The 21,065-nt window shown below is 70.3% G+C and carries 21 protein-coding genes; 8 read left to right on the forward strand and 13 right to left on the reverse strand.

The genetic code is table 11. From position 1 onward, the window contains the following. Positions 1-63: 63 nt before the first annotated feature. On the forward strand, positions 64-327 hold the full coding sequence (locus tag HUA76_RS17685; protein WP_174453075.1) for a hypothetical protein: 264 nt from the start codon (positions 64-66) through the stop codon (positions 325-327). A 33-nt stretch (positions 328-360) separates the two neighbouring features. Here HUA76_RS17685 and HUA76_RS17690 read toward each other — a convergent pair whose 3' ends face one another. The 3 genes from HUA76_RS17690 to HUA76_RS17700 all read right to left on the reverse strand — a co-directional run bounded on the left by HUA76_RS17690 (position 361) and on the right by HUA76_RS17700 (position 3,180). Continuing rightward, complete coding sequence (locus HUA76_RS17690) at positions 361-1,128, reverse strand: hypothetical protein (RefSeq protein ID WP_141648175.1); 768 nt, start codon at positions 1,126-1,128, stop codon at positions 361-363. A gap of 76 nt (positions 1,129-1,204) precedes the next feature. Beyond that, positions 1,205-2,392 carry an ABC transporter substrate-binding protein gene (locus tag HUA76_RS17695; RefSeq protein ID WP_141648170.1) on the reverse strand — a complete coding sequence of 396 codons (1,188 nt, stop codon included), beginning with the start codon at positions 2,390-2,392 and terminating at the stop codon, positions 1,205-1,207. Between the two features lie 50 nt (positions 2,393-2,442). After that, positions 2,443-3,180 carry a PspA/IM30 family protein gene (locus HUA76_RS17700; RefSeq protein ID WP_141648171.1) on the reverse strand — a complete coding sequence of 246 codons (738 nt, stop codon included), beginning with the start codon at positions 3,178-3,180 and terminating at the stop codon, positions 2,443-2,445. Positions 3,181-3,443: 263 nt separating this feature from the next. Here HUA76_RS17700 and HUA76_RS17705 point away from each other — a divergent pair, with 263 nt between their 5' ends. Then, positions 3,444-4,802 (forward strand): sensor histidine kinase KdpD, encoded by a 1,359-nt coding sequence (locus HUA76_RS17705; RefSeq protein WP_254614271.1) that lies wholly within the window; start codon positions 3,444-3,446, stop codon positions 4,800-4,802. Here HUA76_RS17705 and HUA76_RS17710 read toward each other — a convergent pair. The 5 genes from HUA76_RS17710 to HUA76_RS17730 form a co-directional block, all read right to left on the reverse strand. Further along, entirely contained in the window at positions 4,788-6,140 is a 1,353-nt protein-coding gene (locus HUA76_RS17710; protein ID WP_174453073.1) for a 5'-deoxyadenosine deaminase, read from the reverse strand. The genes HUA76_RS17705 and HUA76_RS17710 overlap by 15 nt on opposite strands. 16 nt (positions 6,141-6,156) lie before the next feature. After that, the gene (locus tag HUA76_RS17715; RefSeq protein ID WP_174453072.1) at positions 6,157-6,561 is read right to left on the reverse strand and encodes a cytidine deaminase; all 405 of its coding nucleotides are present in this window, start codon (positions 6,559-6,561) and stop codon (positions 6,157-6,159) included. A 31-nt stretch (positions 6,562-6,592) separates the two neighbouring features. Beyond that, positions 6,593-6,958, reverse strand: coding sequence for a PilZ domain-containing protein (locus tag HUA76_RS17720; protein ID WP_141648176.1), 366 nt, complete (start codon positions 6,956-6,958; stop codon positions 6,593-6,595). Positions 6,959-7,330: 372 nt separating this feature from the next. Further along, positions 7,331-7,741, reverse strand: coding sequence for an SET domain-containing protein-lysine N-methyltransferase (locus HUA76_RS17725; RefSeq protein ID WP_141647622.1), 411 nt, complete (start codon positions 7,739-7,741; stop codon positions 7,331-7,333). 102 nt (positions 7,742-7,843) lie between these two features. Beyond that, the gene (locus tag HUA76_RS17730) at positions 7,844-8,455 is read right to left on the reverse strand and encodes a TetR/AcrR family transcriptional regulator (RefSeq protein ID WP_174453070.1); all 612 of its coding nucleotides are present in this window, start codon (positions 8,453-8,455) and stop codon (positions 7,844-7,846) included. 161 nt (positions 8,456-8,616) lie between these two features. Between HUA76_RS17730 and HUA76_RS17735 the strand changes: the two genes are divergently transcribed. Further along, positions 8,617-9,366 (forward strand): SDR family NAD(P)-dependent oxidoreductase, encoded by a 750-nt coding sequence (locus HUA76_RS17735; RefSeq protein ID WP_174453069.1) that lies wholly within the window; start codon positions 8,617-8,619, stop codon positions 9,364-9,366. A gap of 74 nt (positions 9,367-9,440) precedes the next feature. On the opposite strand, the gene HUA76_RS17740 is transcribed toward HUA76_RS17735, so the two are convergent. Further along, entirely contained in the window at positions 9,441-10,745 is a 1,305-nt protein-coding gene (locus HUA76_RS17740) for a thymidine phosphorylase (protein WP_141647625.1), read from the reverse strand. 78 nt (positions 10,746-10,823) lie between these two features. Here HUA76_RS17740 and HUA76_RS17745 point away from each other — a divergent pair, with 78 nt between their 5' ends. The 5 genes from HUA76_RS17745 to HUA76_RS17765 all read left to right on the forward strand — a co-directional run bounded on the left by HUA76_RS17745 (position 10,824) and on the right by HUA76_RS17765 (position 17,176). Continuing rightward, on the forward strand, positions 10,824-12,017 hold the full coding sequence (locus HUA76_RS17745) for a BMP family protein (RefSeq protein WP_174461537.1): 1,194 nt from the start codon (positions 10,824-10,826) through the stop codon (positions 12,015-12,017). 53 nt (positions 12,018-12,070) lie between these two features. Then, positions 12,071-13,612, forward strand: a complete 1,542-nt coding sequence (locus HUA76_RS17750; protein ID WP_174461538.1) for an ABC transporter ATP-binding protein — start codon at positions 12,071-12,073, stop codon at positions 13,610-13,612. Then, the gene (locus tag HUA76_RS17755) at positions 13,605-14,750 is read left to right on the forward strand and encodes an ABC transporter permease (RefSeq protein ID WP_174453066.1); all 1,146 of its coding nucleotides are present in this window, start codon (positions 13,605-13,607) and stop codon (positions 14,748-14,750) included. The genes HUA76_RS17750 and HUA76_RS17755 overlap by 8 nt, the downstream gene beginning before the upstream one ends. Continuing rightward, a complete protein-coding gene (locus HUA76_RS17760; RefSeq protein ID WP_174453065.1) occupies positions 14,743-15,672 on the forward strand; it encodes an ABC transporter permease in 930 nt (309 codons plus the stop codon). The genes HUA76_RS17755 and HUA76_RS17760 overlap by 8 nt, the downstream gene beginning before the upstream one ends. 421 nt (positions 15,673-16,093) lie before the next feature. Then, on the forward strand, positions 16,094-17,176 hold the full coding sequence (locus HUA76_RS17765) for a sensor histidine kinase (protein WP_254614272.1): 1,083 nt from the start codon (positions 16,094-16,096) through the stop codon (positions 17,174-17,176). 19 nt (positions 17,177-17,195) lie between these two features. On the opposite strand, the gene HUA76_RS17770 is transcribed toward HUA76_RS17765, so the two are convergent. From HUA76_RS17770 to deoC, 4 genes are all read right to left on the reverse strand, one after another. After that, the gene (locus HUA76_RS17770) at positions 17,196-17,837 is read right to left on the reverse strand and encodes a hypothetical protein (RefSeq protein ID WP_174453063.1); all 642 of its coding nucleotides are present in this window, start codon (positions 17,835-17,837) and stop codon (positions 17,196-17,198) included. Between the two features lie 77 nt (positions 17,838-17,914). Then, positions 17,915-19,642, reverse strand: coding sequence for a phospho-sugar mutase (locus HUA76_RS17775; protein ID WP_174461539.1), 1,728 nt, complete (start codon positions 19,640-19,642; stop codon positions 17,915-17,917). A 68-nt stretch (positions 19,643-19,710) separates the two neighbouring features. Then, positions 19,711-20,103, reverse strand: a complete 393-nt coding sequence (locus tag HUA76_RS17780; RefSeq protein ID WP_141647633.1) for a TraR/DksA C4-type zinc finger protein — start codon at positions 20,101-20,103, stop codon at positions 19,711-19,713. 15 nt (positions 20,104-20,118) lie between these two features. Then, a complete protein-coding gene (gene deoC / locus HUA76_RS17785; RefSeq protein WP_174461540.1) occupies positions 20,119-20,952 on the reverse strand; it encodes a deoxyribose-phosphate aldolase in 834 nt (277 codons plus the stop codon). Positions 20,953-21,065: the final 113 nt, after the last annotated feature.

A 21,065-nucleotide genomic window follows, 5' to 3' on the forward strand; every position in this document is an offset into this window, starting at 1 on the left:
GTCACGGGGCGCGAGGGCACGGCGCTTGAAACACGAGCGATGCCCATTCGCCGAGGAGTCCCCATGACGCTCATCGAGATGCTGGTGATTCTGAGTGCCCTCGCGGGCGCCGTCGTCGGAGCCGTCTTCGGGTGGCGTATCCATCCCGCCGTCAGCCTCGTGGGCCTCTTCGTCGGCGGAGGGCTGGGCATCTACGCCTGCCAGGGACTTCTCATGGGGGCAGTGACCGTCGGCATCCTCATGACGGAGGGCCCCCGCGGAGTCATTGCGTTCTGGAAGAAGCCCCTTCCTCCGCGAGACAGAGGAAGGGACGAGCAGCCCCCATGATGCGCAACCCAGGCGAAGCTCCTCGACGACGCGTCAGCGCACCCGCGAGCCATGCGGCAGCGGGCCGCGAGTCTCCTCGGTGAACTCCAGGAACTGCTCCATCTGCCGCACGGACTCGTCGGTGGCCTCGGCCTCCGCGCTCAGCATGGTGAGCTGCCGGTTGACGACCTCCGGGTCCCGGATGGCGATCGACTGCTCGTGCGTCAGCCGCATCATGTCTTCGATGCCCGCGAGCTGGTGGCTGACCACTTCCCGGCTCTCGCTCGCCTGTTCGAAGCGCGCCAGCCGCTTGCGAAGAATATCCACCCGGTTCTGCTTCACGTCCTTCAGCCGGGGATTCGTCTCGCGCGCCACGTCCTCTTCCAGCTCCCGCACGTCCTTCTCCAGGTGTCCCCGGTCGGAGCTGTTGAGGTACGAGCGGTACTGGTTCAGCGTGGAGATGAGCCGCAGGAACGACGTCAGCAGTGCGTCCAGGCGCGGCTCGCTGTCGGACTCCAGCACCTTGCCGCCCGGCAGCTTGCGGTAGTTGGCGAGAATCTTTTCCTTGAGGCCAACGAGCTGCTGGTAGTGCTCGCGCTGCGACGGCGCCAGGTCCGCCAGCAGCGAGTCCACCGCCTTGCGCGCGGCCTCCGGGTCCGTGGGCTCCCGCGAGCGGATGGCCCGCTGAAAGCGCGGCATGGACGAGAAGAGGCCCAGGTACAGCCCCTCCAGCCCGAGCGCCAGCAAGGCGGGCAACGGCTCGCCCGTCAGCGCCGCCGAAGCGGCCGCCGTGCCCAACCCCACCAGGTTGGCCGGCAGCATGAATGCGGCCTTGATGTAGTTCGGCGACTTCTTCGCCACGTCCGACCTCCCCTTCCCGGCGCCCGGTCGACTTGCCTCAGGGACCGCGCGCCTCCGACACGTACTTCAACGCTCCCAGGTCCCTCGTATCCTCCGCGAGTGGCACCTGAGGTCCCTGCTTGAGCTTCTGGAAGAGCGCGGCGGCGCTCTGGTACAGCTCGTCATAGGTGACCGGCGCCTCGCCGGAAAGGCCGAAGAACGCTCGATTGTCCGCCAGTGTCGCGGGCGGCGCGCTGCGGATGGCCTCTATCGGGTCACCCAGGTACGGCGCCACCTCGCCCAGCATCCGAGCCCCCGCCGTCGGGTCCTTCAGCACGCTCTGCCCCGCGTCCAGCATCCCGCGCAGCACCCGCCTCACCGCGTCCGGATAGCGCGCCGCGAAGTCCCCCCGCGCCACCAGCACCGTCGCCACCAGGTGCGGCGCATCCGCCGTCGTCGCGAGCACCGCGCCGCCCCGGTCCTTCGCCGCCAGCTCCACGTCGCCCCACAGCCCCACCACCGCGTCCGCGCGGCCCTCGCGCAGCGCTCGCCCGGCATCCAGCGTGGAGGGCAGGTCCACCCAGCGCACGTCCGTCGTCCGCAGCCCCGCTCGCGCCAGCACCCACAGCGCGAAGTAGTGCGTGGAGCTGAACGGATAGACGCCCACGCGTTTGCCTCGCAGGCTCGCCAGGTCCGTCACGCCCACCGCCGCGAGCGCCTCCTGCCCCCGGCTTCGTCCCGCCAGCAATATCGTCCTCGGCGCCGCGTCCCGCAGGCCCGGGGCCCACGACGCCAGCCGGTCCACCGACAGCATGGCCATGTCCACGCCGCCGTTCTCCGCGCCAATGGCCAGGGCCTGCCGCAGCTCCTCCTCGCGGCCGAAGAGCACCGCCCGCGCGTCCAGCGCATAGGCCGTCTTCAGGAAGCCCTGCGCCGCGTTCGGCGGGGGCGCGGGGTTGTCCAGCGTCGTCGCCCCACCGGCCGCCACGAGCAGCCCCGCCGCCGAGCCGCGCGGCGTGAAACCGATGAGCACCGGCCGCAGCGGCACGGACGCCACGTCCGCCACCGGCGCCGACACGCCTGCGGGAAAGTCTCCGGGAGACAGGCGGATCGCCTCGCGCACGGAGGGAAAGAAGCGCGCCTGGAGGGTGTCCAGATATCCCATGCGGGATGCGAGCACCCAGCCCGCGCCCAACGCGCACAGGAACAGGAAGAGAAAGAGACCTGGCCCACGGTGGAGCTTCATCCGTCAGTTCCCAGGTCTCTTCCCTTCATCATGATGCCGACCGCCGGGGCCTACTCGACCCCGACCTTCTTGCCGATGGTCTTCCCCGTCTGTCCACTCACGTCAGACACCGGGGCGGGGCTCTCCATCAGCCCCATCTCCATCTTGAACTGCTTCACCAGCTCGTTGGCCTGGATCTTCTCGGCCTCTTCCTCAATCTGCGCGGACTGGTGGTCCACCGACTCGAGCGCCATCTGCATGCGCGCCTCGTTCACGGCGGTCCGCTCCTCCACCTTGCGCAGCATCTCGTCGTGCGTCGAGTCGATGCCGGCGACGGTGAAGGACTCCATCGTGTCGGCCACCTTGGCCTGCCACTTGGCGCGTCGCGCGTCGCGAATGGCCGTCATGGCCTCCGCCGTCTTCTTGTCCTTCTCCCGCATGAACGCCTTCTTGACGTTCAGCGCCTTCTCGTACGCCAGCCGCGCCGTCTCCAGCTGCGCCTCGTTGCGCGCCAGCGCTTCCTTCTCCACCTGGAGCTTCGTCGCGTACTGCGCCGCCAGGTCGTCGCGACCGGCCTGGATGGCGGCCTTCACCTTGGCCGTCAGCCCGCGCACGTCGTCCTTGTACTTGGTGTTCTCCTTCTCCAGCAGCGTCACATTCGCCCGGACCATGGCGATGGACTCATTCATCTTCGGGACCTGGTCGTTCAGGTCACGGATGTTCTGCTCGAGGATGAGCTCCGGATCCTCGATGGAGGAGACGAAGAAGCCCGCGAAGCTGCGCAACGCCCTCTTGAGTCTGTCCCACATATCGCCGGTCTACCTCCGTCCAGACCTACTTCCAGACACCTTACACGAACTCAGGGGGGAGCAAGCAGCCGCATCCACCCCTCTGATCAGTGCTACGCGAACTCACCTAAGGCGATTGCCCACCACCCACAAGTCCCATCGCGCCTCCCTGCTCGCACGCCGCCAGTGAGGGCCCGCGAGCCGTCCCCTGGCGGCCTCCCCCAAGTGGGGGACTTGCCCCGGCGCCGGGAAGCGGGGAAAACCCTGACCCAGTGGACAGTGCGTTGGGTTGGACCCACTCCTCCTTCGATGACTCGCTGGCGCGCGCCGTGGACGCCCAGCGACGAAGCGTGCTGGGCACGGGCGCGGCGGTGCGGCTCGTCGGCGCGACGCTCTTCCTGATTCTCACCACCACGCTGTGGCTGACCGGCGGCGAGGACTGGAGCCCCTACCCGCTCCTGCTGGTGCCCTATGTGGGCGTGGCGACGGTGCTCTTCGTCGTGCGCAACCGCCCCGAGGCCAGCTGGCTGGGCATCGTCCAGTCCCCCGTGGACGTCGCCCTCGTCTACGGCCTGCAGCACCTGGCCCTCCCCATCTCGCCCTTTCCGGCCGGGGTGGCGGGCTTCAGCCTGGGCCTCTTCGCCCTCGTGGTGACGCTCAGCGGGCTCGCCCTGCGCCCCACCGTCGTCTACGGCACGGCCGCGCTGTCGTCGGTGGCCCAGGCGGCGCTGATGCGCGAGGCGGGCGTCGGCTGGGGCGCGGTGGTCATCGCCGTCGTCACCCTGATGATGGTCGCGGCGGTGAAGCACTACGGCACCGGGAGGGTGCGCGTGCTCGCGGTGGCCCTCACCCGCGCGGAAGTGGACAGCGCCCTGGAGGCCCGCCGGTTCCAGGAGGTCGAGGAGGCCCGGCGCATCATCGCCAGGATGCTCGACGAGGAGCACGCGAAGAACGACGAACTCCGGGCGCTCCAGCACGACAAGGAGCTGCTGACGCAGTTCCTCGTCCATGACCTGCGCTCGCCCCTGTCCGCGCTGACCATGACGCTGGCCTGGATGGAGCAGGAGCTCCCCCAGGGCCACCTCCACGAGTCCGCGCGCACGGGCCTGGCCGTCACCGCGCGCCTGGACCGGATGATCACCGACATGATGGACGTGCCCCGGCTGGAGCAGGGCCGGCTGGAGCCCCGCAAGGTGCCGCTCGACATGGGCCGCCTGCTCGAGGACGTGCGCCGCTCGCTGGAGAACGTGGCCCGCGCCCGCAAGCTCACCCTGGACGTCGTCGCGCCCCGAACGCTGGCACTGAACGGAGACCCGGAGCTGCTCGTCCGCGTGGTGGAGAACCTGGCCACCAATGCCCTGCGCTACGCGCCCACGGGTGGCCGCGTGCGGCTGGAGGGCGGCACCGACGCCCAGGGCGCGTGGCTTGCGGTGCGCAACGACGGCCCGCCGATTCCAGGCGAGCTGCGCGCGCGCCTCTTCGACAAGTACGTGCAGGGCGACCAGGAGCGAGACACCCGCCGGGGCTACGGCCTGGGACTGTACTTCTCCCGACTGGCCGCGGAGGCCCACGGAGGAACGCTCTCCGTGGAGGACACCCCGGACTGGCCCACGTCCTTCGTGCTGCGGCTACCGACCGCCTGAACCCCGGGCGCGCTGCCGACGGCGGAGGATGCGCTCGACGTTGGACTTCGCGCTGGCCATCACCGACGACGCGTCCAGCGTGGTCAGCACACCGTCCTTCAACACTGGCTTGCCGTCGATGAAGACGTGCGTCACGTCACTGCCGCGCGCGGAGTGCACCAGCGGGGCCAGGATGTCCTCGGCCGAGGGACCGCAGTGCAGGCCGCTCACATCCACCACGGTGATGTCGGCGCGCTTGCCCTGCTCGAGCGAGCCCACCTCGTCCTCCAGCCCCAGCGCCCGGGCGCCGTTCAGCGTGGCCATCTCCAGGACGCGCAGGGGCGTCATCGCGCGAGGCCCCACGCGAGGGTTGTGCAGCACCGCCGCGAGCCGCATCTCGTGGAAGATGTCGAGCGTGTTGTTGCAGGGCGCGCCATCCGAGCCCAGCGCCACCGTCACGCCGGCCTCCAGCAGCTCCGGCACCTTGGCGATGCCCGAGGCGAGCTTGAGGTTGGAGCCGGGGCAGTGGCACACCACGGTGTGCGTCTCGCGGATGATTTCCTGCTCCTCCGCGGACAGCCACACGCAGTGGGCCAGCGTCACGTGCCGCCCCGTCAGCCCCAGCGTGTGGAAGAAGTCGACGTTGTCCCGGCCGCCCGAGTACTGGCGCACCGCGTCCGTCTCCTTCGCGTTCTCGCTGGCGTGGGTGTGGATGCGCACGTTGTGCTCGCGCGACAGCTTCGCCACCTCACGCATCAGCTCCGGCGTGCAGGACAACACGAAGCGGGGCGCGAAGGCGTAGCGCAGCCGCCCGTCGTGCGTGCCGTGCCAGCGCTCCAACAGCGCCAGGCTGTGGGCCAGCGACTCCGCGGTGGATTCGCGCAGGCCGTCGGGCACGTTGGCGCCCGCGTCCATCATCGCCTTGCCACCCACCAGCCGGAAGCCGGAGTCCCGCGCGGACTCGAAGACCGCGTCGTAGTGATGCACGCTGCCCATGTCGAGCGCGGCCGTGGAGCCCGAGCGGATCAACTCCGCGAAGGTCAGGTCCGCCGACGCGCGCATGGAGGCCGCGTCGTGGGACGCCTCGAAGGGCCAGATGCGCTCGCGAAGCCAGTCGAGCAGCTCCATCCCATCCGCGCGGCCCCGGAACAGCGTCTGGCAGGCGTGCAGGTGGCCATGGATGAGGCCCGGCAACACCACCTTCCCCGCCACGTCCACCACGCGCCGCGTTCCACGGGCCTTCAGGCCCCGTCCCACCTTCGCGATGCGCCCGTCCTGGACGAGCACATCAGCGCCCACGAGCACCTCTCGCTCGCGGTTCATCGTCACCACGGTGCCGCCGGTCAGAAGCAGATCCACGGGTGCTCAGGCTCTCTTAGAGGAAGTCCTTGGTGAAGGCGTGCGGCAGCAGCTCGCCCAGGGAGTAGCGCATCTCGTCCCCTCGAGGGGTGCGGCTGCGCACCTGCATTTGCGGCGTGCCGAACTCGGCCATCACCTGCCGGCACATGCCGCACGGCGGGACGGGTGTGGCCGTGTTCGCGACGACCGCCACCGCCACCGGCTGGGAGCGGCCCTGCGCCACGCCCGCGGCGAACGCATTGCGCTCGGCGCAGACCGTCAGCCCGTAGGTGGCGTTCTCCACGTTGCAGCCGGACATCACGGAGCCGTCCGCGTACAGGACGGCGGCCCCTACCGGGAAGCGGGAGTACGGCACGTGCGCCCGCTCGCGCACCCGGGTGGCCTCTTCGAACAGCCGCTCCCAGGGAATCTCATCCGCCATGTCGCCGCCTTCCTAGGTGACGGGGTGGGCCTCAGCGAGGTTCGCCCGCGAGCCGCATGTCGTCCAGGTGGCGGGCGATGGCCAGCTCCGCCTCCACCGGCAGGTCCACGAAGCGCACGTGCGCGGCGGGGCCCTGCGGGCCATCCGTCACGTGGAGCACTTCGCCCTTCGCCTCCACTTCGTCGGGAAGGATGGGCAGCGTGAAGCGCACCTCCACCTGCGCGCCCGCCTCCAGTCCGGGGCCATTCCAGGCGCAGCCGCCCAGGGACAGGTCCCCATCCCGTGCCTCGAAGTCCGCCGAGCTGCCCGCCCGGCGCACCTTCAGGCGCATGGGAATCCGGGGGGAGTCGCGCCGGTCCTCGGCCTTGTCGCTCATCGAGTTGTTCCTCTCGGCCATCGCCGTTCCAGTCCTGCCGCTCATGCCCGTACCACCGCCGGAAGCCCCTTGGAGGTGGCCCGCCCCCGGGGCCACGCGCGCGGCTCACCGGGCCCGGCCGGCAGGGCGTCCTCTGGGAGGTCGAAGCCCACCCTCGGCTCCCCCTTCCAGGTCCCCCGGCGAACGGCCACGGCCGCCTGCGTCACGTGTCCATGAAGCACCATCCGCCACCCATCATACGCTTGCCCACCCGCCAGGGAGGCGCCGAATTTCATCCCCCGCGTGGGTTCCCCCAGGAATGTCCTGTACCAGGAGTGCCCCCTCTTTGCGCCCTGCGTCGAACCCGGCGGCCCCCAGGGCCCGCTCACGCCCCCCGGAACGCACCCCGAGGGCTCAAGGGGGGACATCCTCGTTCCGGGTGTCCCACCACTCCTCGCCGTAACTGATGAAGATCTGCTCGCCGGGGTGGATGTCCCTCAGGGCGTAGAAGGTGAAGATGTCGCGGTCCACCGCGCGGTAGTACGCGGCGGTGGGCTCCTTCGCGTGGTTGTAGAGCATGCCGTAGCCCAGCACGAGCGCGACCCAGTCCCCCGCGGGCTGCTGTTCGCGCTCGCCCCAGCGAATCTGGAAGACGTAGTCGTCGAGCGGCGGATGCCGTGTGTGCTTCTGCAGCATCTTGAGGTAGCGACACTCCTCGATGAGTTCGCCCGCCTTGATGAACTCATCGGTGAAGACGCCGAAGCCCCACTCGCAGGGCCGGACCTTCACTCCTGGATGGAGATACAGCGCTTCGCCCGTGTTCATGCGTCCCTGCCGCCGTTGGGGCCAGAAAGATGCCGCGTTCCGGGGCCGACGTGAAGGACCGAGCGAAGCCTCCTCGACCACCGGAGGGGACGGCGAACTTCCTCAGGCGGGCGGCCACGCGAGCAGGGAGGTCCGGGCCACGCGCCGCAGGTCCTCGCGACTGGCTCCCGTGGCGGCCTGGACGGCCATGCCCTGCGAGACGGTGGTGAAGTAGCGCGCCAGGTCCGCGCAGTCGACGTGCGCCGGAACGTCCCCCTCGCGCTGCCCCTGCTCGATTCGCTCGCGAAGGGCCTGCTCTCCCGCCGCGCGCCTCGCCGCCAGCTCCCCCTGGATGGGGGCGGCATCCGCGCCGCTCACCAGCGCGCCCTGCACGGTGATGCAGCCCTTGGGCTCCCGGGGCAGCGTCTGCGCGTCCGCCAGCCCGAGCAGCAGGTGCTCGACGGCGGCGCGGGCCGTGGGCCTCGCGAACGCGTCCCGATAGAGGACCAGATGGCGCTCGACGTAGCGGTCCAACGCCTTGCGGAACAGCGACTCCTTGTTGCCGAACGCCGCGTACAGGCTGGGCCGGTTGATGGCCAGATGCTCCGTCAGGTCCGACAGCGAGGTGCCCTCGTACCCCTGCCGCCAGAACAGGCGCAGCGCACGGTCCAACGCCTCATCCACGTCGAAACCCCGGGGACGCCCCACCTGGGCGGCTGCCGTCTTCGGTTTCATACCGTTCGATACTAATCCCCTTGACGGTTCCGGGCCAGGACTCTACATCTATACCAATCGGTACATATCCCGCGCCCGGGCCCGGGCGGAACCGCGCGGAGCGCGCCTGGGTGTGTCCAATTCAGTACCGATAAGTACACAACCTGGAAGGAATGACGAACATGGCCAAGAAGCTCGCAGGCAAGGTGGCGCTGGTGACGGGGGGTTCCCGGGGGATTGGCGCGGCGACGGCGCGGGCGCTCGCGCAAGAAGGGGCGGATGTGGCCATCAGCTACGTCGCCTCGGCGGAGAAGGCTCAAGCGCTCGTGAGGGAGCTGGAGTCCCAAGGCGTCCGGGCGGCGGCCTTCCAGTCCGACCAGGGGGTACCGGCGGAGGCAGCGAAGCTGGTCCAGGCGGTTACGCAGCGCTTCGGTCGGCTGGACATCCTCGTGAACAACGCGGGAGTGGCCACGCCAGGAGCGGTCGACAGCCCGGAAAGCGATGCGGTGGCGTTCGAGCGACAGCAGAACATCAACGTCCACGGGGTCATCGCGGCCATCCGCGAGGCGGTCAAGGTGATGGGCCAGGGCGGGCGCATCATCACCGTGGGCTCCAGCATCACCGGGCGCGTGGGCATGGCCGGCATGGCGGACTACACGGCGACGAAGGCGGCGGTGGTCGGCTACACCAAGGGCGTGGCGAGAGACCTGGGCCCCAAGGGCATCACCGTCAACGTGGTGCAGCCGGGCTTCACGGACACGGACATGTCCTCCGGCCTTGAGCCGATGAAGCCCGCCATCAACGCGGCCATCGCCCTGGGCCGCTTCGGCCGCCCCGAGGAGGTCGCCGACAGCATCGTGTTCCTCGCGGGCCCGGGTGCCACGTACATCACGGGCACCGTGCTCAACGTCGACGGCGGCCACGGCGCGTAGGCGCACGGGCCATCACCGTCACGAGGGGCCAGGCACCGGACCCCGAGCCGCGCGGGCTCGAGGTCCGAGCCGCCCTACTCCACCCGCTCGCGCACCAGCGGACGGGGGGCGGGGGCGGCATCGCCGAAGTGGTAGGCCGCCAGCAGACGGGCCTTCACGCCCTCCACCGGAGCTTCGTCGTTGTAGTGAACGCGGACCACGGGCTCGCCCTTCACCACGGCCTCGCCCGTCTTCTTCAAGAGGGTGAAGCCCACGGCGGGGTCTATCTTGCTGTCCACCCGCTGACGGCCCGCGCCGAGCGCCACGCCCGCGAGGCCCACGCCCTCCGTGTCGATGCCCGTCACATACCCTCCACGGGGCGCCACCACGTCCACCGTGGAGCGCGCCTGGGGCAGGAGCGAGTAGTCGTCGATGGAGCGCGGGTCTCCGCCCTGCGACAGGACGATTTCCTTCAGCTTGCGCAGCGCGCTGCCATCCGCCACGGACTTGCGCAGCTTCTCGCGCGCCTCGTCCACGGTGGCGGCCTTCTTGCCGAGCACCAGCATCTCCGCCGTCAGCGCGTAGGTGATTTCGGTGTAGTCGTCCGGGGCCTCGCCACGGAGCATGTCCACCGCCTCCATCACCTCCAGGGCGTTGCCGACCTTGCGCCCGAGCGGCTGGTCCATGTCCGTCAGCAGCGCGACGACCTTGCGCCCCATCTCCGCGCCCAGGCCAATCATCGTCCGGGCCAGCGTGCGGGCATCCTCGTCGCGCTTCATGAACGCGCCGCTGCCGACCTTGACGTCCAGCACCAGCGCGTCGATGCCCTCCGCCAGCTTCTTGCTCATGATGGAGGACGCAATCAGCGGGATGCAGTCCACCGTCGCCGTCACATCACGCAGCGCGTAGAGCTTCTTGTCCGCGGGCGCCACCTGCGCCGTCTGGCCAATCAGGCAGCAGCCCACCTCGCGCACCAGCCGGCGGTACTCGGACGTCGACAGATTCACGTTGAAGCCGGGGATGGACTCCAGCTTGTCCAGCGTCCCGCCCGTGTGGCCCAGGCCCCGGCCCGAAATCATGGGCACCGGCACCCCGCACGCCGCCGCCAGGGGCGCCAGGCTGAGCGACACCTTGTCGCCCACTCCGCCCGTCGAATGCTTGTCCACCTTCACGGCCGGGGTGTCGGACAGGTCCAACACCTCGCCCGACTCCAGCATGGCGCGCGCCCAGGCGCCCAGCTCTCGGGAGTCCAGCCCCCGGAAGAAGACGGCCATGCACATGGCCGCCATCTGATAGTCCGCCACCGTTCCCGCCGTATATGCCTGGATGAACGCGCGGATGTCAGCCGGCTCCAGCCGGCCCCCATCCCGCTTCGACTTGATGAGCTCGTAGGGTTGCACGGGGACTGCCCATACCAGGAACCCGGGCCCCCATGCACTTCCGCGAAAGGCGCCTCCGCATCTGGTAGATAGCCAGCCATGACGCTTCGCCTTCAGGTCCTCGCCCTCACGGCGCTCCTCTGTGCCTGTTCCAAGCAGAAGGAAGAGACGCCCCCCTCCGGCGCTTCGGCCCCCGCCTCCGCTCAGCAGGAGGCGAAGAAGCCGCTTCCCGTGGGCCTCGTCATCGACGTGGGCGGCCGGGGTGATCACTCGTTCAACGACGCCGCCCTGCGCGGCCTGGAGCTGTGGGCCGCCGGCAAGCGATACGAGGGCGGCAAGTACGTGGACGCCACGCCCGACGACGTGCGCAAGTCCCTGCCCGGCCACCTGGCCTCCATCGCGTCCACCCTCAAGCCCCTGCCCATCCAGCCCGTCGTCCTCCAGAGCAAGGCCCAGGAGGACTACGTCCCCAACCTCCAGCTGCTCGTGGACCGGGGCTCCCAGCTCACCATCGGCAACGGCTACCTGCTGGCCAACGCCGTGCGCAGCTCCGCCCAGGAGAACCCCCAGGCCCGCTTCCTGCTCATCGACAGCCAGGTGCTGGATGCCCAGGGCAAGACGCTGCGGCTGCCCAACGTGCGCACCGTCCTCTTCAAGGAGCACGAGGGCAGCTTCCTCGTCGGCGCGCTGGCGGGGCTGGTGACGAAGACGAACAAGGTGGGCTTCGTGGGCGGCATCGAGGTGCCCCTCATCCAGCGCTTCGAGGTCGGCTATCGCGCCGGCGTGAAGACGACCAAGCCCGAGGCGGCCCAGGCCCTGATGTCCGTCTACACCGGCAGCTTCAACGACATGGCCGCGGGCAAGCAGGTGGCGCAGGACCTCATCGCCAAGGGCGCGGACGTCATCTTCCACGCGGCGGGCTCGGACGGCATCGGCGTCATCCAGGCGGTGAAGGAGGCGCGCGCGGCCGGCAAGAGCGTGTACGCCATCGGCGTGGACTCCGACCAGTCGCACGTGGCGCCGGAGGCCATCCTGACCTCCATGCTGAAGCACACGGACCTGGTCGTCTACCAGGCCGCCAAGGACCTGGTGGACGGCAAGTTCACCGCCACCGAGCAGGTGCTGGGCCTCAAGGAAAACGGCGTGGCCATGGCCGAGGTCCGGGTGGACTTCCCGGGCAAGGCGGAGGCGCTCCAGAAGGTGGAGGCGCTGCGCCAGCGCGTCGTCTCCGGACAGCTCCAGGTGCCTTCCGTCCCGGCGGACCTCGCCACCTTCCAGGCCGCCGCGCCCTGATTTCCCTTCGACACATCCAGAAGCGTTTCGGCGCCGTCACTGCGCTGGATGACGTGTCCCTCGATATCGGCGCGGGCGAGCTGCTCGCGGTGGTGGGAGAGAACGGCGCGGGCAAGTCCAGCCTGATGAACGTCCTCTACGGGCTCTACCATCCGGACTCGGGCGAGGTGTTCGTGGACGGCAGGTCCGTGCGCCTCAAGAGCCCTCGGGACGCGATTGCCCTGGGTATCGGCATGGTGCACCAGCACTTCATGCTCGTGCCCACGCTGACGGTGGCGGAGAACGTGGTGCTCGGCCGCGAGCCCACCCGCCGGGGGCTGTTCGACTGGGAGCGTGCCGTCAGGGAGGTCGCCGCCACCTGCGAGCGCTTCGGCTTCGTGTTGGACCCGCGCGCCCGCGTGGACACGCTCACGGTGGGCTCGCAGCAGAAGGTGGAAATCGTCAAGGCGCTGCACCGGGGCGCCCAGGTGCTCATCCTCGACGAGCCCACCGCCGTCCTCACCCCCCAGGAAGCCGACGAGCTGGCCCGCGTCATGCGCGGCCTCGTCGCGCAGGGGCGCACCGTCGTGCTCATCAGCCACAAGCTGAAGGAAGTGCTCGGCGTGGCGGACCGCATCGCCGTCATGCGGCGCGGCCGACTGGTGGCGGAGGTGAGGCCCTCGGAGACCTCGGCGACGGCCCTGGCCGCCCTCATGGTGGGAGAGAGCCAGCGCGCCGTGACGGGCCACGCGGCCTCGGGTGAGAAGCTCCCCAGCGACGCCCTGATGGAAGCGGTGGGGCTCCCGGTGCGAGGGGACGACGGAAGGCCCGCGCCAGGCGGCGGTGAGAAGCCCGGCGACGTCCTGCTGGAGGCAACGGGACTCCAGGCACGAGGCGACAACGGGTGCCCCGCGCTGCGCGGCGTGGACATGACGGTGCGCGAGGGAGAAATCGTCGGCATCGCCGGCGTGGACGGCAACGGACAACGCGAGCTGGCCGAAGTGCTCACCGGCCTGCGTCCACTGACCGCGGGTGGCGGCACGCTGCTCGGAAGAGCACTGACCGGGCTCACGCCCGCCCAGGCGCGAGCGCGCGGCGTGGGCCATGTGCCCGAGGACCGGCTGCGCCGCGCGGTGGTGAAGGCCCTCAGCGTGGAGGAGAACATCGCCCTGGGACGCCACACAGGGCCGCCCTTCGCGCGGGGCCTGTGGATTGATTTCGCCGGGCGCCGCGAGCGGGCCCAGACGCTCCTGGCCTCATACGACGTGCGCCCGCCCGAGCCGACCCTGCCCCTGCAGGCCCTGTCGGGTGGCAACCAGCAGAAGGTCGTCGTGGCGCGGGAGCTGGATGCCCGGCCGCGCCTGCTCGTGGTGGTGCAGCCCACGCGAGGCCTGGACATCGGCGCGGTGGCGCAGGTGCATGCGCGGCTGCGCGAGGCGCGGGCCCAGGGGACGGGAGTGGTGCTGGTGTCACTGGACCTGGAAGAAGTGCTGGCCCTGGCGGACCGCGTCTATGTGCTCTTCGAGGGCCGCGTGACGGGCCAGTTCACCCGGGCCGAGTACGACGAGCGGGAGATGGGACGTCGCATGCTGGGAGCGGAGCAGGCCCATGGGTGAGCGGACACGGCAGGCCCTGCCCTCGGTGCTGTCGGTGCTGTTGTCGCTGGTGGTGTGCTGGCAGCTCATCGCCCTCACCCGGGACACGGACGGCACGGCGGTCGCGACGGCGGCCTATCTCGAGATGCTCTGGGGCGGCATTGGCGACTGGCCCCGGTTCCTCGAGGGCGCCGCCGTCACCGTCCTCACCCGGCCCCTGGGCGAAGCGGCGATGAAGGCGGCGCTGCTCACCCTCACCGGCCTGTCCGTGGCGGTGGCCTTCAAGGTGGGCCTGTTCAACATCGGCGCGCAGGGACAGATGCTGCTCGGAGCGCTCGCGGCCGCGGTGGTCGGCGCGCACGTGGCCCTGCCGGGCGTCCTGCACATCCCGGCCGCGCTCCTCGGCGCGGCCGTGGCCGGGGCCGCCTGGGCGGGGATTGCCGGCGCGCTCAAGCTGTACCGGGGCGTGCACGAGGTCATCTCCACCATCATGCTCAACTGGGTGGCGGTGCGACTGGTGGACAACTGGCTCGTCGTCGGGCCGTTGCGCGGCGTGGCCGAGGCCGGCGCCTCCATCTCCGGCACGGCGGAGATCCACCCCACCTCGCAGCTTCCTCGACTGCTGGGTGACAGCTCCCGCCTCAACCTGGGCTTCATCCTCGCCGTCGTGGCGGCGGTGACGGTCTGGGCGTGGCTTGCGCGCACCCGCTCCGGCTTCGAGACGCGCGCGGTGGGCCTGGGTGACGAGGCGGCGCGGGCCGCGGGCATCCCCGTGGCGCGGCGCGCGGGGCTCGCCATGGCGCTGGCCGGAGCGCTGGCCGGACTCGCTGGCGCGGTGCTCGTGCTGGGCACCGAGGGCCGCTATCCGGGCACGCTGGGCGCGCCCTACGGCTTCGACGGCATCGCCATCGCCCTCATCGGCAACAACCATCCGCTGGGCGTGGGCGCAGCGGCCCTCTTCTTCGGTGTTCTGCGAGCGGGTGGCACGCGCATGCAGCTGCTCGATGTGCACAAGAGCTTCCCCGAGCTCATCCAGGGCCTCGCGCTGCTCTTCGTGGCCGGACGCCTCATCTGGCTGGCGGCGCTGCGCCGTCGAAGCACCCCGACAGTCGCCACGGCCGCGCCGCCTGCTCCGGCCGCGCAGGTGCCCCATGCTTGAAATCATCCACCGGCTCCTGTTCGCCACGCTGGACGCGGCCCCCGCGCTCGTCTTCGCCGCCCTGGGCGCGGTGCTCTCCGAGCGCGCGGGCGTCGTCGCCGTGGGCGTGGAGGGGATGATGCGCGTGGGCGCCTTCTGCGCCGCGGTGGCCGCGCTCGTCATGCCCACGCCGCTGGCCGTGGGCGTCGGAATGCTCGCGGGCGCGACGCTGGCGGCGGTGCACGGCTACCTGTGCATCCGCTGGCGCTCGGACCAGGTGGTGTCCGGCATCGCCCTCAACCTCGTGGCCCTGGCGGGCGGCACCTTCCTGCTCGAGACGCACTTCGGGCCCAACGGGACGCCCCCCATCCAACAGCTCGCCCCCTGGAACTGGCCCGAGCTCGCCTCGGTGCCCGTGCTGGGCGCGCTCTCCGGCCACGCCGCGCCCACGTACCTGGCGCTGCTGTTGCCGCTGCTGCTCCAGGGGATGTTGACTCGCACGCCCCTGGGACTCCGCCTGCGCGCCGTGGGCGACAAGCCCCACGCGGTGGCCACCCTGGGACTTTCCGTTCCCGCTTTGAGGTGGGGCGCGGTGCTGGGCGGTGGACTGCTCGCGGGCCTGGGTGGCGCCGTGCTCTCCACCACCGTGCTGGACCGCTTCGAGCAACACACGCCCGCGGGCCTGGGCTTCATGGCCCTGGCCGCCATGGTGTTCGGCCGCTGGACACCCCTGGGTGCCTTCTTCGCCGCGGCCTTCTTCGCCTTCGGCAACGCGCTGCGAATCGGTCTCGCTTCCAGCGCCCCGGGCCTCCTGGACGTCGTTCCCCAGGGCGTCCTGCTCGCGCTGCCCTACCTCCTCACCCTCCTGGTCCTCGCCTTCCAGGGCCAGCGCAACAGCACCCCTGCCTCACTCGGCGTCCCATACGAGCAGGAGTCCCGCTGAGGTCACCAAACCAGTGCGAGTCATTCCGTACCCGGGTATGGAATGATTCCTGGTCAGGAGTGACCCCCAGGTGTCTGGTGGCCAACGTCCTCTCCTTCGGATGATGGAGAAAGACGACACTCCAACCCCCTGCCGTTATTGGATGGAACTCCGGGTTTCTCCGGGATTGAGACACGGGGCGTCGGAAATCACGACGGCACGCGCCTCGCATAATGAGGTCAGGTCGGGCCGCGCCGGATTGGAATCAGGCCACCGGGGGGGAGGCTTCATCCAATCTGTCGCAAGGTCCGGAGGGACTCCTTGTGAAACCCGGGCCCGGTCGGTCCGGTCAACACGGCGGGGGTGGGTGATGCTGGATACGACGGGAACGACCGAGACGTACAGACCCCGCGTTTTGGCGGTGGACGTGGAGTCAGAAGGCATGGAGCGGCTGTGCTCCATCCTGGCCCCCGCGGGCTACGACGTCCTGCCAGCGCGTGGGAGCGGGGCCCGACAGGCCGCGGACCTGGTGCTGCTGGACGTGGAGCGTCCGGGGACGGATGGGCTGGCGGCGTACCGACGGCTCCAGGCGGAGCTGGGTGCGCTGTCTGTGCCGGTGCTGATGCTGACCCGCAGGGCGGACCGCCAGACGCGGCGACAGGTGCTGGAAGCCGGAGTGGATGATCTGCTGACCACGGAGCCGTTGGATCCGCTGGAGCTGAAGGTCCGCGTGCACACGCTGCTGGAGCTCAAGGCGCACCGCGACCGCGGTGGGCAGCGGGCCGAGGAGCTGTTGGATCCACGCACCCGCTGGGTGGAGATGGAGCGACTGGCGCGCGTGGGCACGCTGGCGGCGGATGTCGCGCAGAACCTGGGTCACATCGGCGAAGGACTCCAGCGGGCGCTGGGGCACGTGCGCGAGCGCGCGATGCAGGGCCTGCCACCGGACGTGGAGGAGCTCAAGAAGCTGGGTGTCGCCGGCGAGCAGATGCGGCTGTACGGCCAGCACCTGCTCTCGCTGGGCCCCACCAACCCCAAGGACATCCAGCGCTTCGACCTGCGGGAGCTGGTTCCCGGGGTGGTGGAGCGGGTGCGGGGCAACGGCCGTCTGGGCGCCGCCGAAGTGACGGTGGTGCTGCCGGAGGACCCCATCGCCGTCGTGTTCAACCGCCGCCAGTTGGAGCAGGTGCTGGTGGAGATCCTCGCCAACGCGGCGGAGGCCGTGGAAGACGTGATGGACCGGCCGCGTCGCATCCACGTGGGCGTGGAGCTGCCGGACATGTTCGGCGACTTCGGCCCGCGCCTGTTCGTGAAGGACACGGGCATCGGCATCTTCGAGGACGAGCTGCAGGCCGTCTTCGAGCCCTACTACACGACGAAGCCGCCGGAGAAGGGCGCCGGGCTGGGCCTCACCGTGGCGCGCGCCCTGGTGGAGTCCATGGGCGGCAAGCTGACGGTGCAGAGCCGCGTCAACCTGGGCAGCACCTTCACGGTGGAGCTGCCCGAGCAGACGTCCTCCTGGTAGGCCCGAACCGGCGCGTCGCCTAGAAGCGGTAGGCGATGCCGAAGAGGGCTTCCATGGCGAACTCGCTCTCATCCCAGTCGGGGATGAGAGAGGGGCCCATGCGCAGGTTGAAGGTGGCCGCCAGCCGGCTGTCGATGAAGTACTCCAGCCCGCCGCCCACCAGGATGGGGATGACGGGGCCGATGCCCTCCCCGAAGTAGACGTGGAAGGGCATGTCGATGCCCACGTTCACCATCAGCGCGCTGGACACGGGGATGCCCACGACGAAGGCCACCGGCAGCGCCAGGCCCACGTCCGTGTCGCCGTCGTCGAAGTAGAAGAGCGGCCCGGGCTGGAAGGTGAGCGCGAAGGAGACCTGGTTCGTCTTCGCCAGCTCCAGCCGCATCCACGCCTGCAGCTTGATGCCGGGCGAGGTGTGGCGCACCCAACCCTCGCGGCCCCAGTTGAAGCTGAACTTGCCGCCGATGTCGAAGCGCTCCGAGCTGCCGTGGAGCACGCCCAGCGTGAGGCCGGGCCAGCCAATCTGGCCGGAGAACGCCGTATTGCCCCGCCCCAGCGTGTCGGCGGCGAGCACGGACCAGCCCTGCCCCCGCGCCAGCGCGGTACCAGGAAGGGCCATCAGACAGCAGGCGAGGAGGACTCCAGGAACGAGGCGCTTCACACGAATCCTTTCGACGGGGGCCACGCGAGGCGCGGCCAGGGGGAAACCGAGGCGCGAGATGAGGTGTGAATCAAGACTCAGGTGGGTTGTCCACGCTCACGTGCGAGCGCGACAAAAGCGTCGATGAAGGAGGTCAACCGGGCCTCGGCGCGAGCACGAGCCTGGGCCAGGGGCTCCCCGGCACCCGGCGTCTCCTTGCGCTCGAAGTAGTACTTGATCTTCGGCTCGGTGCCGGACGGACGCAGGGTGACGCGGCCCCCGCCCTCCAGTTCCAGCGCGAGCACGTTGGACGGCGGCAGGCCATTCACGCCCCGCTGGTAGTCGAGCACGGCCCGCACGGCCTCCGTGCCGATGTGGGAGGGAGGCCGGGCACGGAAGGCGTCCATGATGCCGCGGATGACCTGCGCGCCCGCGGCGCCGGGCAGCGTGACGTTGCGCTGGGCACCGACGTAGAGGCCGTGCCGGCGCTGGATTTCCTCCAGGTAGCCGAGCACGGTGGTGCCGCGCGACTCGCACCACGCGGCCAGGTCCGCCATGACGAGCGCCGCGCCGACGCCGTCCTTGTCCCGCGTCACGGTGCCGGCGGTGTAGCCCAGCGCCTCCTCGTAGCCGAAGACGAACTGAGTGCCTTCGGCGTGCTCGCGTTCCAGCGCGCGGTTGGCGATCCACTTGAAGCCCGTGAGCACCTCGTCATACGCCGCGCCGAGCGAGCGGGCGATGTCCCCCAGCTGCGTCGACGAGACGATGGTGGTGACGACATGTGGCCGAGCGTGCTTCGTCCCCTGCGTCAAAAGGTAGTGGCCCAGCAGCACACCCACCTCGTTGCCGGTGAGCATGCGCAGCCCACCGTCCGCCTCGCGGGCCATGACGGCCAGCCGGTCCGCGTCCGGGTCATTGGCCAGCACCAGGTCGGCCTTCACGCGCTCGGCGGTGGCGCGAGACAGGTCCATGGCGCCGGGCTCCTCCGGGTTGGGGAAGCGCACCGTGGGGAAGCGGCTGTCGGGCATCTGCTGCTCGGCCACGGGCGTGAAGCGCGGGAAGCCCGCGTCGCGCAGGGCCCGCTCCGCCCAGACTCCGCCCACGCCGTGCATCGCCGTGTAGACGATGGACAGCGTGTCGGAGCCCTTCTTGTGCACGCGCAGCCCGAGGATGGCGCGCAGGTAGTCCTCGCCCAGAGAGTCCGGGATGTCGCGCCACAGGCCCTGCTCGCGAGCCTGGGCCACCGTCAGCAGGGGCACGCGGTTGGCGGGCTCCACCCGGGCAATGGCGGCGGCGATGCCCGTGTCGTGCGGCGGGATGATTTGAGCGCCGTTGCCCCAATACACCTTGTAACCGTTGTACTCGGGTGGATTGTGGCTGGCCGTCACCATGATGGCGGCGGCGGCGTTGAGGTGGAGGCAGGCGTACGCGGTGAGCGGCGTGGGCACCGGCGGTGAGAAGACGTGGGCGGGGATGCCCTCGGCGGCGAGCACGGCGGCGGTGTCCTCCGCCAGCTCCGCGCTCAGCCTGCGCGCGTCACGGCCCACCACCACGCCCCGGGTGGCGGCGTCCGGCACATGCTCCTTGAGGTAGCGCGCCAGGCCCGCGGTGGTGCGGCGCACCACGGCGCGGTTCATCCGGTTGGGCCCGGCGCCCAGCACGCCACGCAGGCCCGCGGTGCCGAACTCCAGGTCTCCGGCGAAACGGTCCGCCAGTTCAGTGAGGTCTCCCTGGGCGAGCAGCCGCGCCAGTTCGTCGGCGGTGGCGGGGTCGGGGTCCGCCAGGCGCCACGCCTCCGCCCGCTCTCTCAGTCCGGTGTCGTTCATGGAGCCTCGAAGCCTCGTACGGTCTGGGCGCGCGCGGAAGACAAGCCTCGCCGCGCCGGTGGAGTTTTTCAGCTGTAGTCGGTGAGCTTGCGACGCGTGGCGCGGCCCTTGGGGCCGTCCTTGCCGCCCTGGCACGTCACGCACAGCTCCGCGTAGGGCATGGCGCGCAGCCGCCCGAGCGGAATCTCATCCCCGCACTCCTCGCACTCACCGAAGGAGTCCGGCTCGTCGCGCAGCTTGCCCAGCGCCTTGAGCACGCGGGCCAGCACGCCATCCATGTTCCGGTTCCGGTTGGAGGCGATGGCCTGCATCATCTCGTTGAGGGGCTGCTCGTCCTCGTCGCCGCCGATGCGCGCCTCATCGGTGCGGTTGGGCTCGATTCTCGAGGGCGTCTTCTCGGTCAGCTCGGCATGCAGCGCCAGCAGCAGCGCCTTGAGTTCGTCTCGCTGTTTCGCGTTCACGTCGGCTCCGCCGGGTCAGTACTTCGCGGTGGAAACCTGGCCGGTGACGATGGCCACCGACGCGGAAGCGCCCAGTCGGTTGGCGCCCGCGCGCAGCATGTTCATGGCGTCCTCGGACGAGCGGATGCCGCCGGACGCCTTGACGCCCACGTCCTCGCCCACCATGGCGCGCATCAGCGACACGTCCTCCACCGTCGCGCCGCCCGAACTGAAACCCGTGGACGTCTTCACGAAGGCGGCGCCCGCGGCCTTCGACAGCAGGCAGGCGAAGACCTTCTCTTCGTCCGACAGCAGCGCGGTCTCCAGGATGACCTTCACCGGCAACGGGCTGCTGGCCTTCACCACGGCGGCGATGTCCGTGAACACGAGCGTGTGGTCCTTCGCCTTGAGCGCGCCGATGTTGACGACCATGTCGATTTCGCGCGCCCCGGCTTCAATGGCCTCGCGCGCCTCGAACGCCTTGGCCGACGACAGCGCCGCGCCCAGCGGGAAGCCCACCACGGCGATGGGCACCGTGGAGGAGCCCGCGAGGATTCTGGCGACGGTGGCCACGTGCGAGCTGTTCACGCAGACCGTGGCGAAGCCGTGCTGACGCGCCTCCTCGGCCACCTTCACCACGTCCTCCTGGCGCGCCTCGGGCTTGAGCAGCGTGTGGTCGATGTACGGCGCCAGGTCCGAGGCGGACCGGATGGAGTCCGGGTCCACGCGCCCCGTGCCGTGGCGGGTGAAGGCGTCGGGAGCGGCGTCGGTGGGGGGGGCCTCCCGGGCGCCCGTCAACGCCTGAACGCGGCGGCGGGCCTGGTCGGCGATTTCCTCGACGTACTTGAAGAGGTCCTCGGAGTCGGACATGGCGGCCCCTTAGCCCACTTCGAGGTCCTCGGGAAGCGCGCGGGCGACCCGTGCGTTTCCTGCTCGCACCCGAGGTGCCGAGGGTGGGAACGTGGCGGTAGAGTCCGCACCGT

Origin of the sequence: Myxococcus sp. CA056, from assembly GCF_013336715.1 — a bacterium.
GTDB classification, from domain to species: Bacteria; Myxococcota; Myxococcia; order Myxococcales; family Myxococcaceae; genus Myxococcus; species Myxococcus llanfairpwllgwyngyllgogerychwyrndrobwllllantysiliogogogochensis.

Bases quoted from the DNA above. Each gene is read 5' to 3' on its own strand.
- HUA76_RS17775 (WP_174461539.1), bottom strand. From the start codon at position 19,642: ATGAACGACACCGGACTGAGAGAGCGGGCGGAGGCGTGGCGCCTGGCG.
- HUA76_RS17685 (WP_174453075.1), top strand. From the start codon at position 64: ATGACGCTCATCGAGATGCTGGTGATTCTGAGTGCCCTCGCGGGCGCC.
- HUA76_RS17695 (WP_141648170.1), bottom strand. From the start codon at position 2,392: ATGAAGCTCCACCGTGGGCCAGGTCTCTTTCTCTTCCTGTTCCTGTGC.
- HUA76_RS17715 (WP_174453072.1), bottom strand. From the start codon at position 6,561: ATGGCGGATGAGATTCCCTGGGAGCGGCTGTTCGAAGAGGCCACCCGG.
- HUA76_RS17745 (WP_174461537.1), top strand. From the start codon at position 10,824: ATGACGCTTCGCCTTCAGGTCCTCGCCCTCACGGCGCTCCTCTGTGCC.
- HUA76_RS17730 (WP_174453070.1), bottom strand. From the start codon at position 8,455: ATGAAACCGAAGACGGCAGCCGCCCAGGTGGGGCGTCCCCGGGGTTTC.
- HUA76_RS17755 (WP_174453066.1), top strand. From the start codon at position 13,605: ATGGGTGAGCGGACACGGCAGGCCCTGCCCTCGGTGCTGTCGGTGCTG.
- HUA76_RS17720 (WP_141648176.1), bottom strand. From the start codon at position 6,958: ATGGCCGAGAGGAACAACTCGATGAGCGACAAGGCCGAGGACCGGCGC.
- HUA76_RS17725 (WP_141647622.1), bottom strand. From the start codon at position 7,741: ATGAACACGGGCGAAGCGCTGTATCTCCATCCAGGAGTGAAGGTCCGG.
- deoC (WP_174461540.1), bottom strand. From the start codon at position 20,952: ATGTCCGACTCCGAGGACCTCTTCAAGTACGTCGAGGAAATCGCCGAC.
- HUA76_RS17690 (WP_141648175.1), bottom strand. From the start codon at position 1,128: ATGCTGCCGGCCAACCTGGTGGGGTTGGGCACGGCGGCCGCTTCGGCG.
- HUA76_RS17735 (WP_174453069.1), top strand. From the start codon at position 8,617: ATGGCCAAGAAGCTCGCAGGCAAGGTGGCGCTGGTGACGGGGGGTTCC.
- HUA76_RS17760 (WP_174453065.1), top strand. From the start codon at position 14,743: ATGCTTGAAATCATCCACCGGCTCCTGTTCGCCACGCTGGACGCGGCC.
- HUA76_RS17765 (WP_254614272.1), top strand. From the start codon at position 16,094: ATGGAGCGGCTGTGCTCCATCCTGGCCCCCGCGGGCTACGACGTCCTG.
- HUA76_RS17700 (WP_141648171.1), bottom strand. From the start codon at position 3,180: ATGTGGGACAGACTCAAGAGGGCGTTGCGCAGCTTCGCGGGCTTCTTC.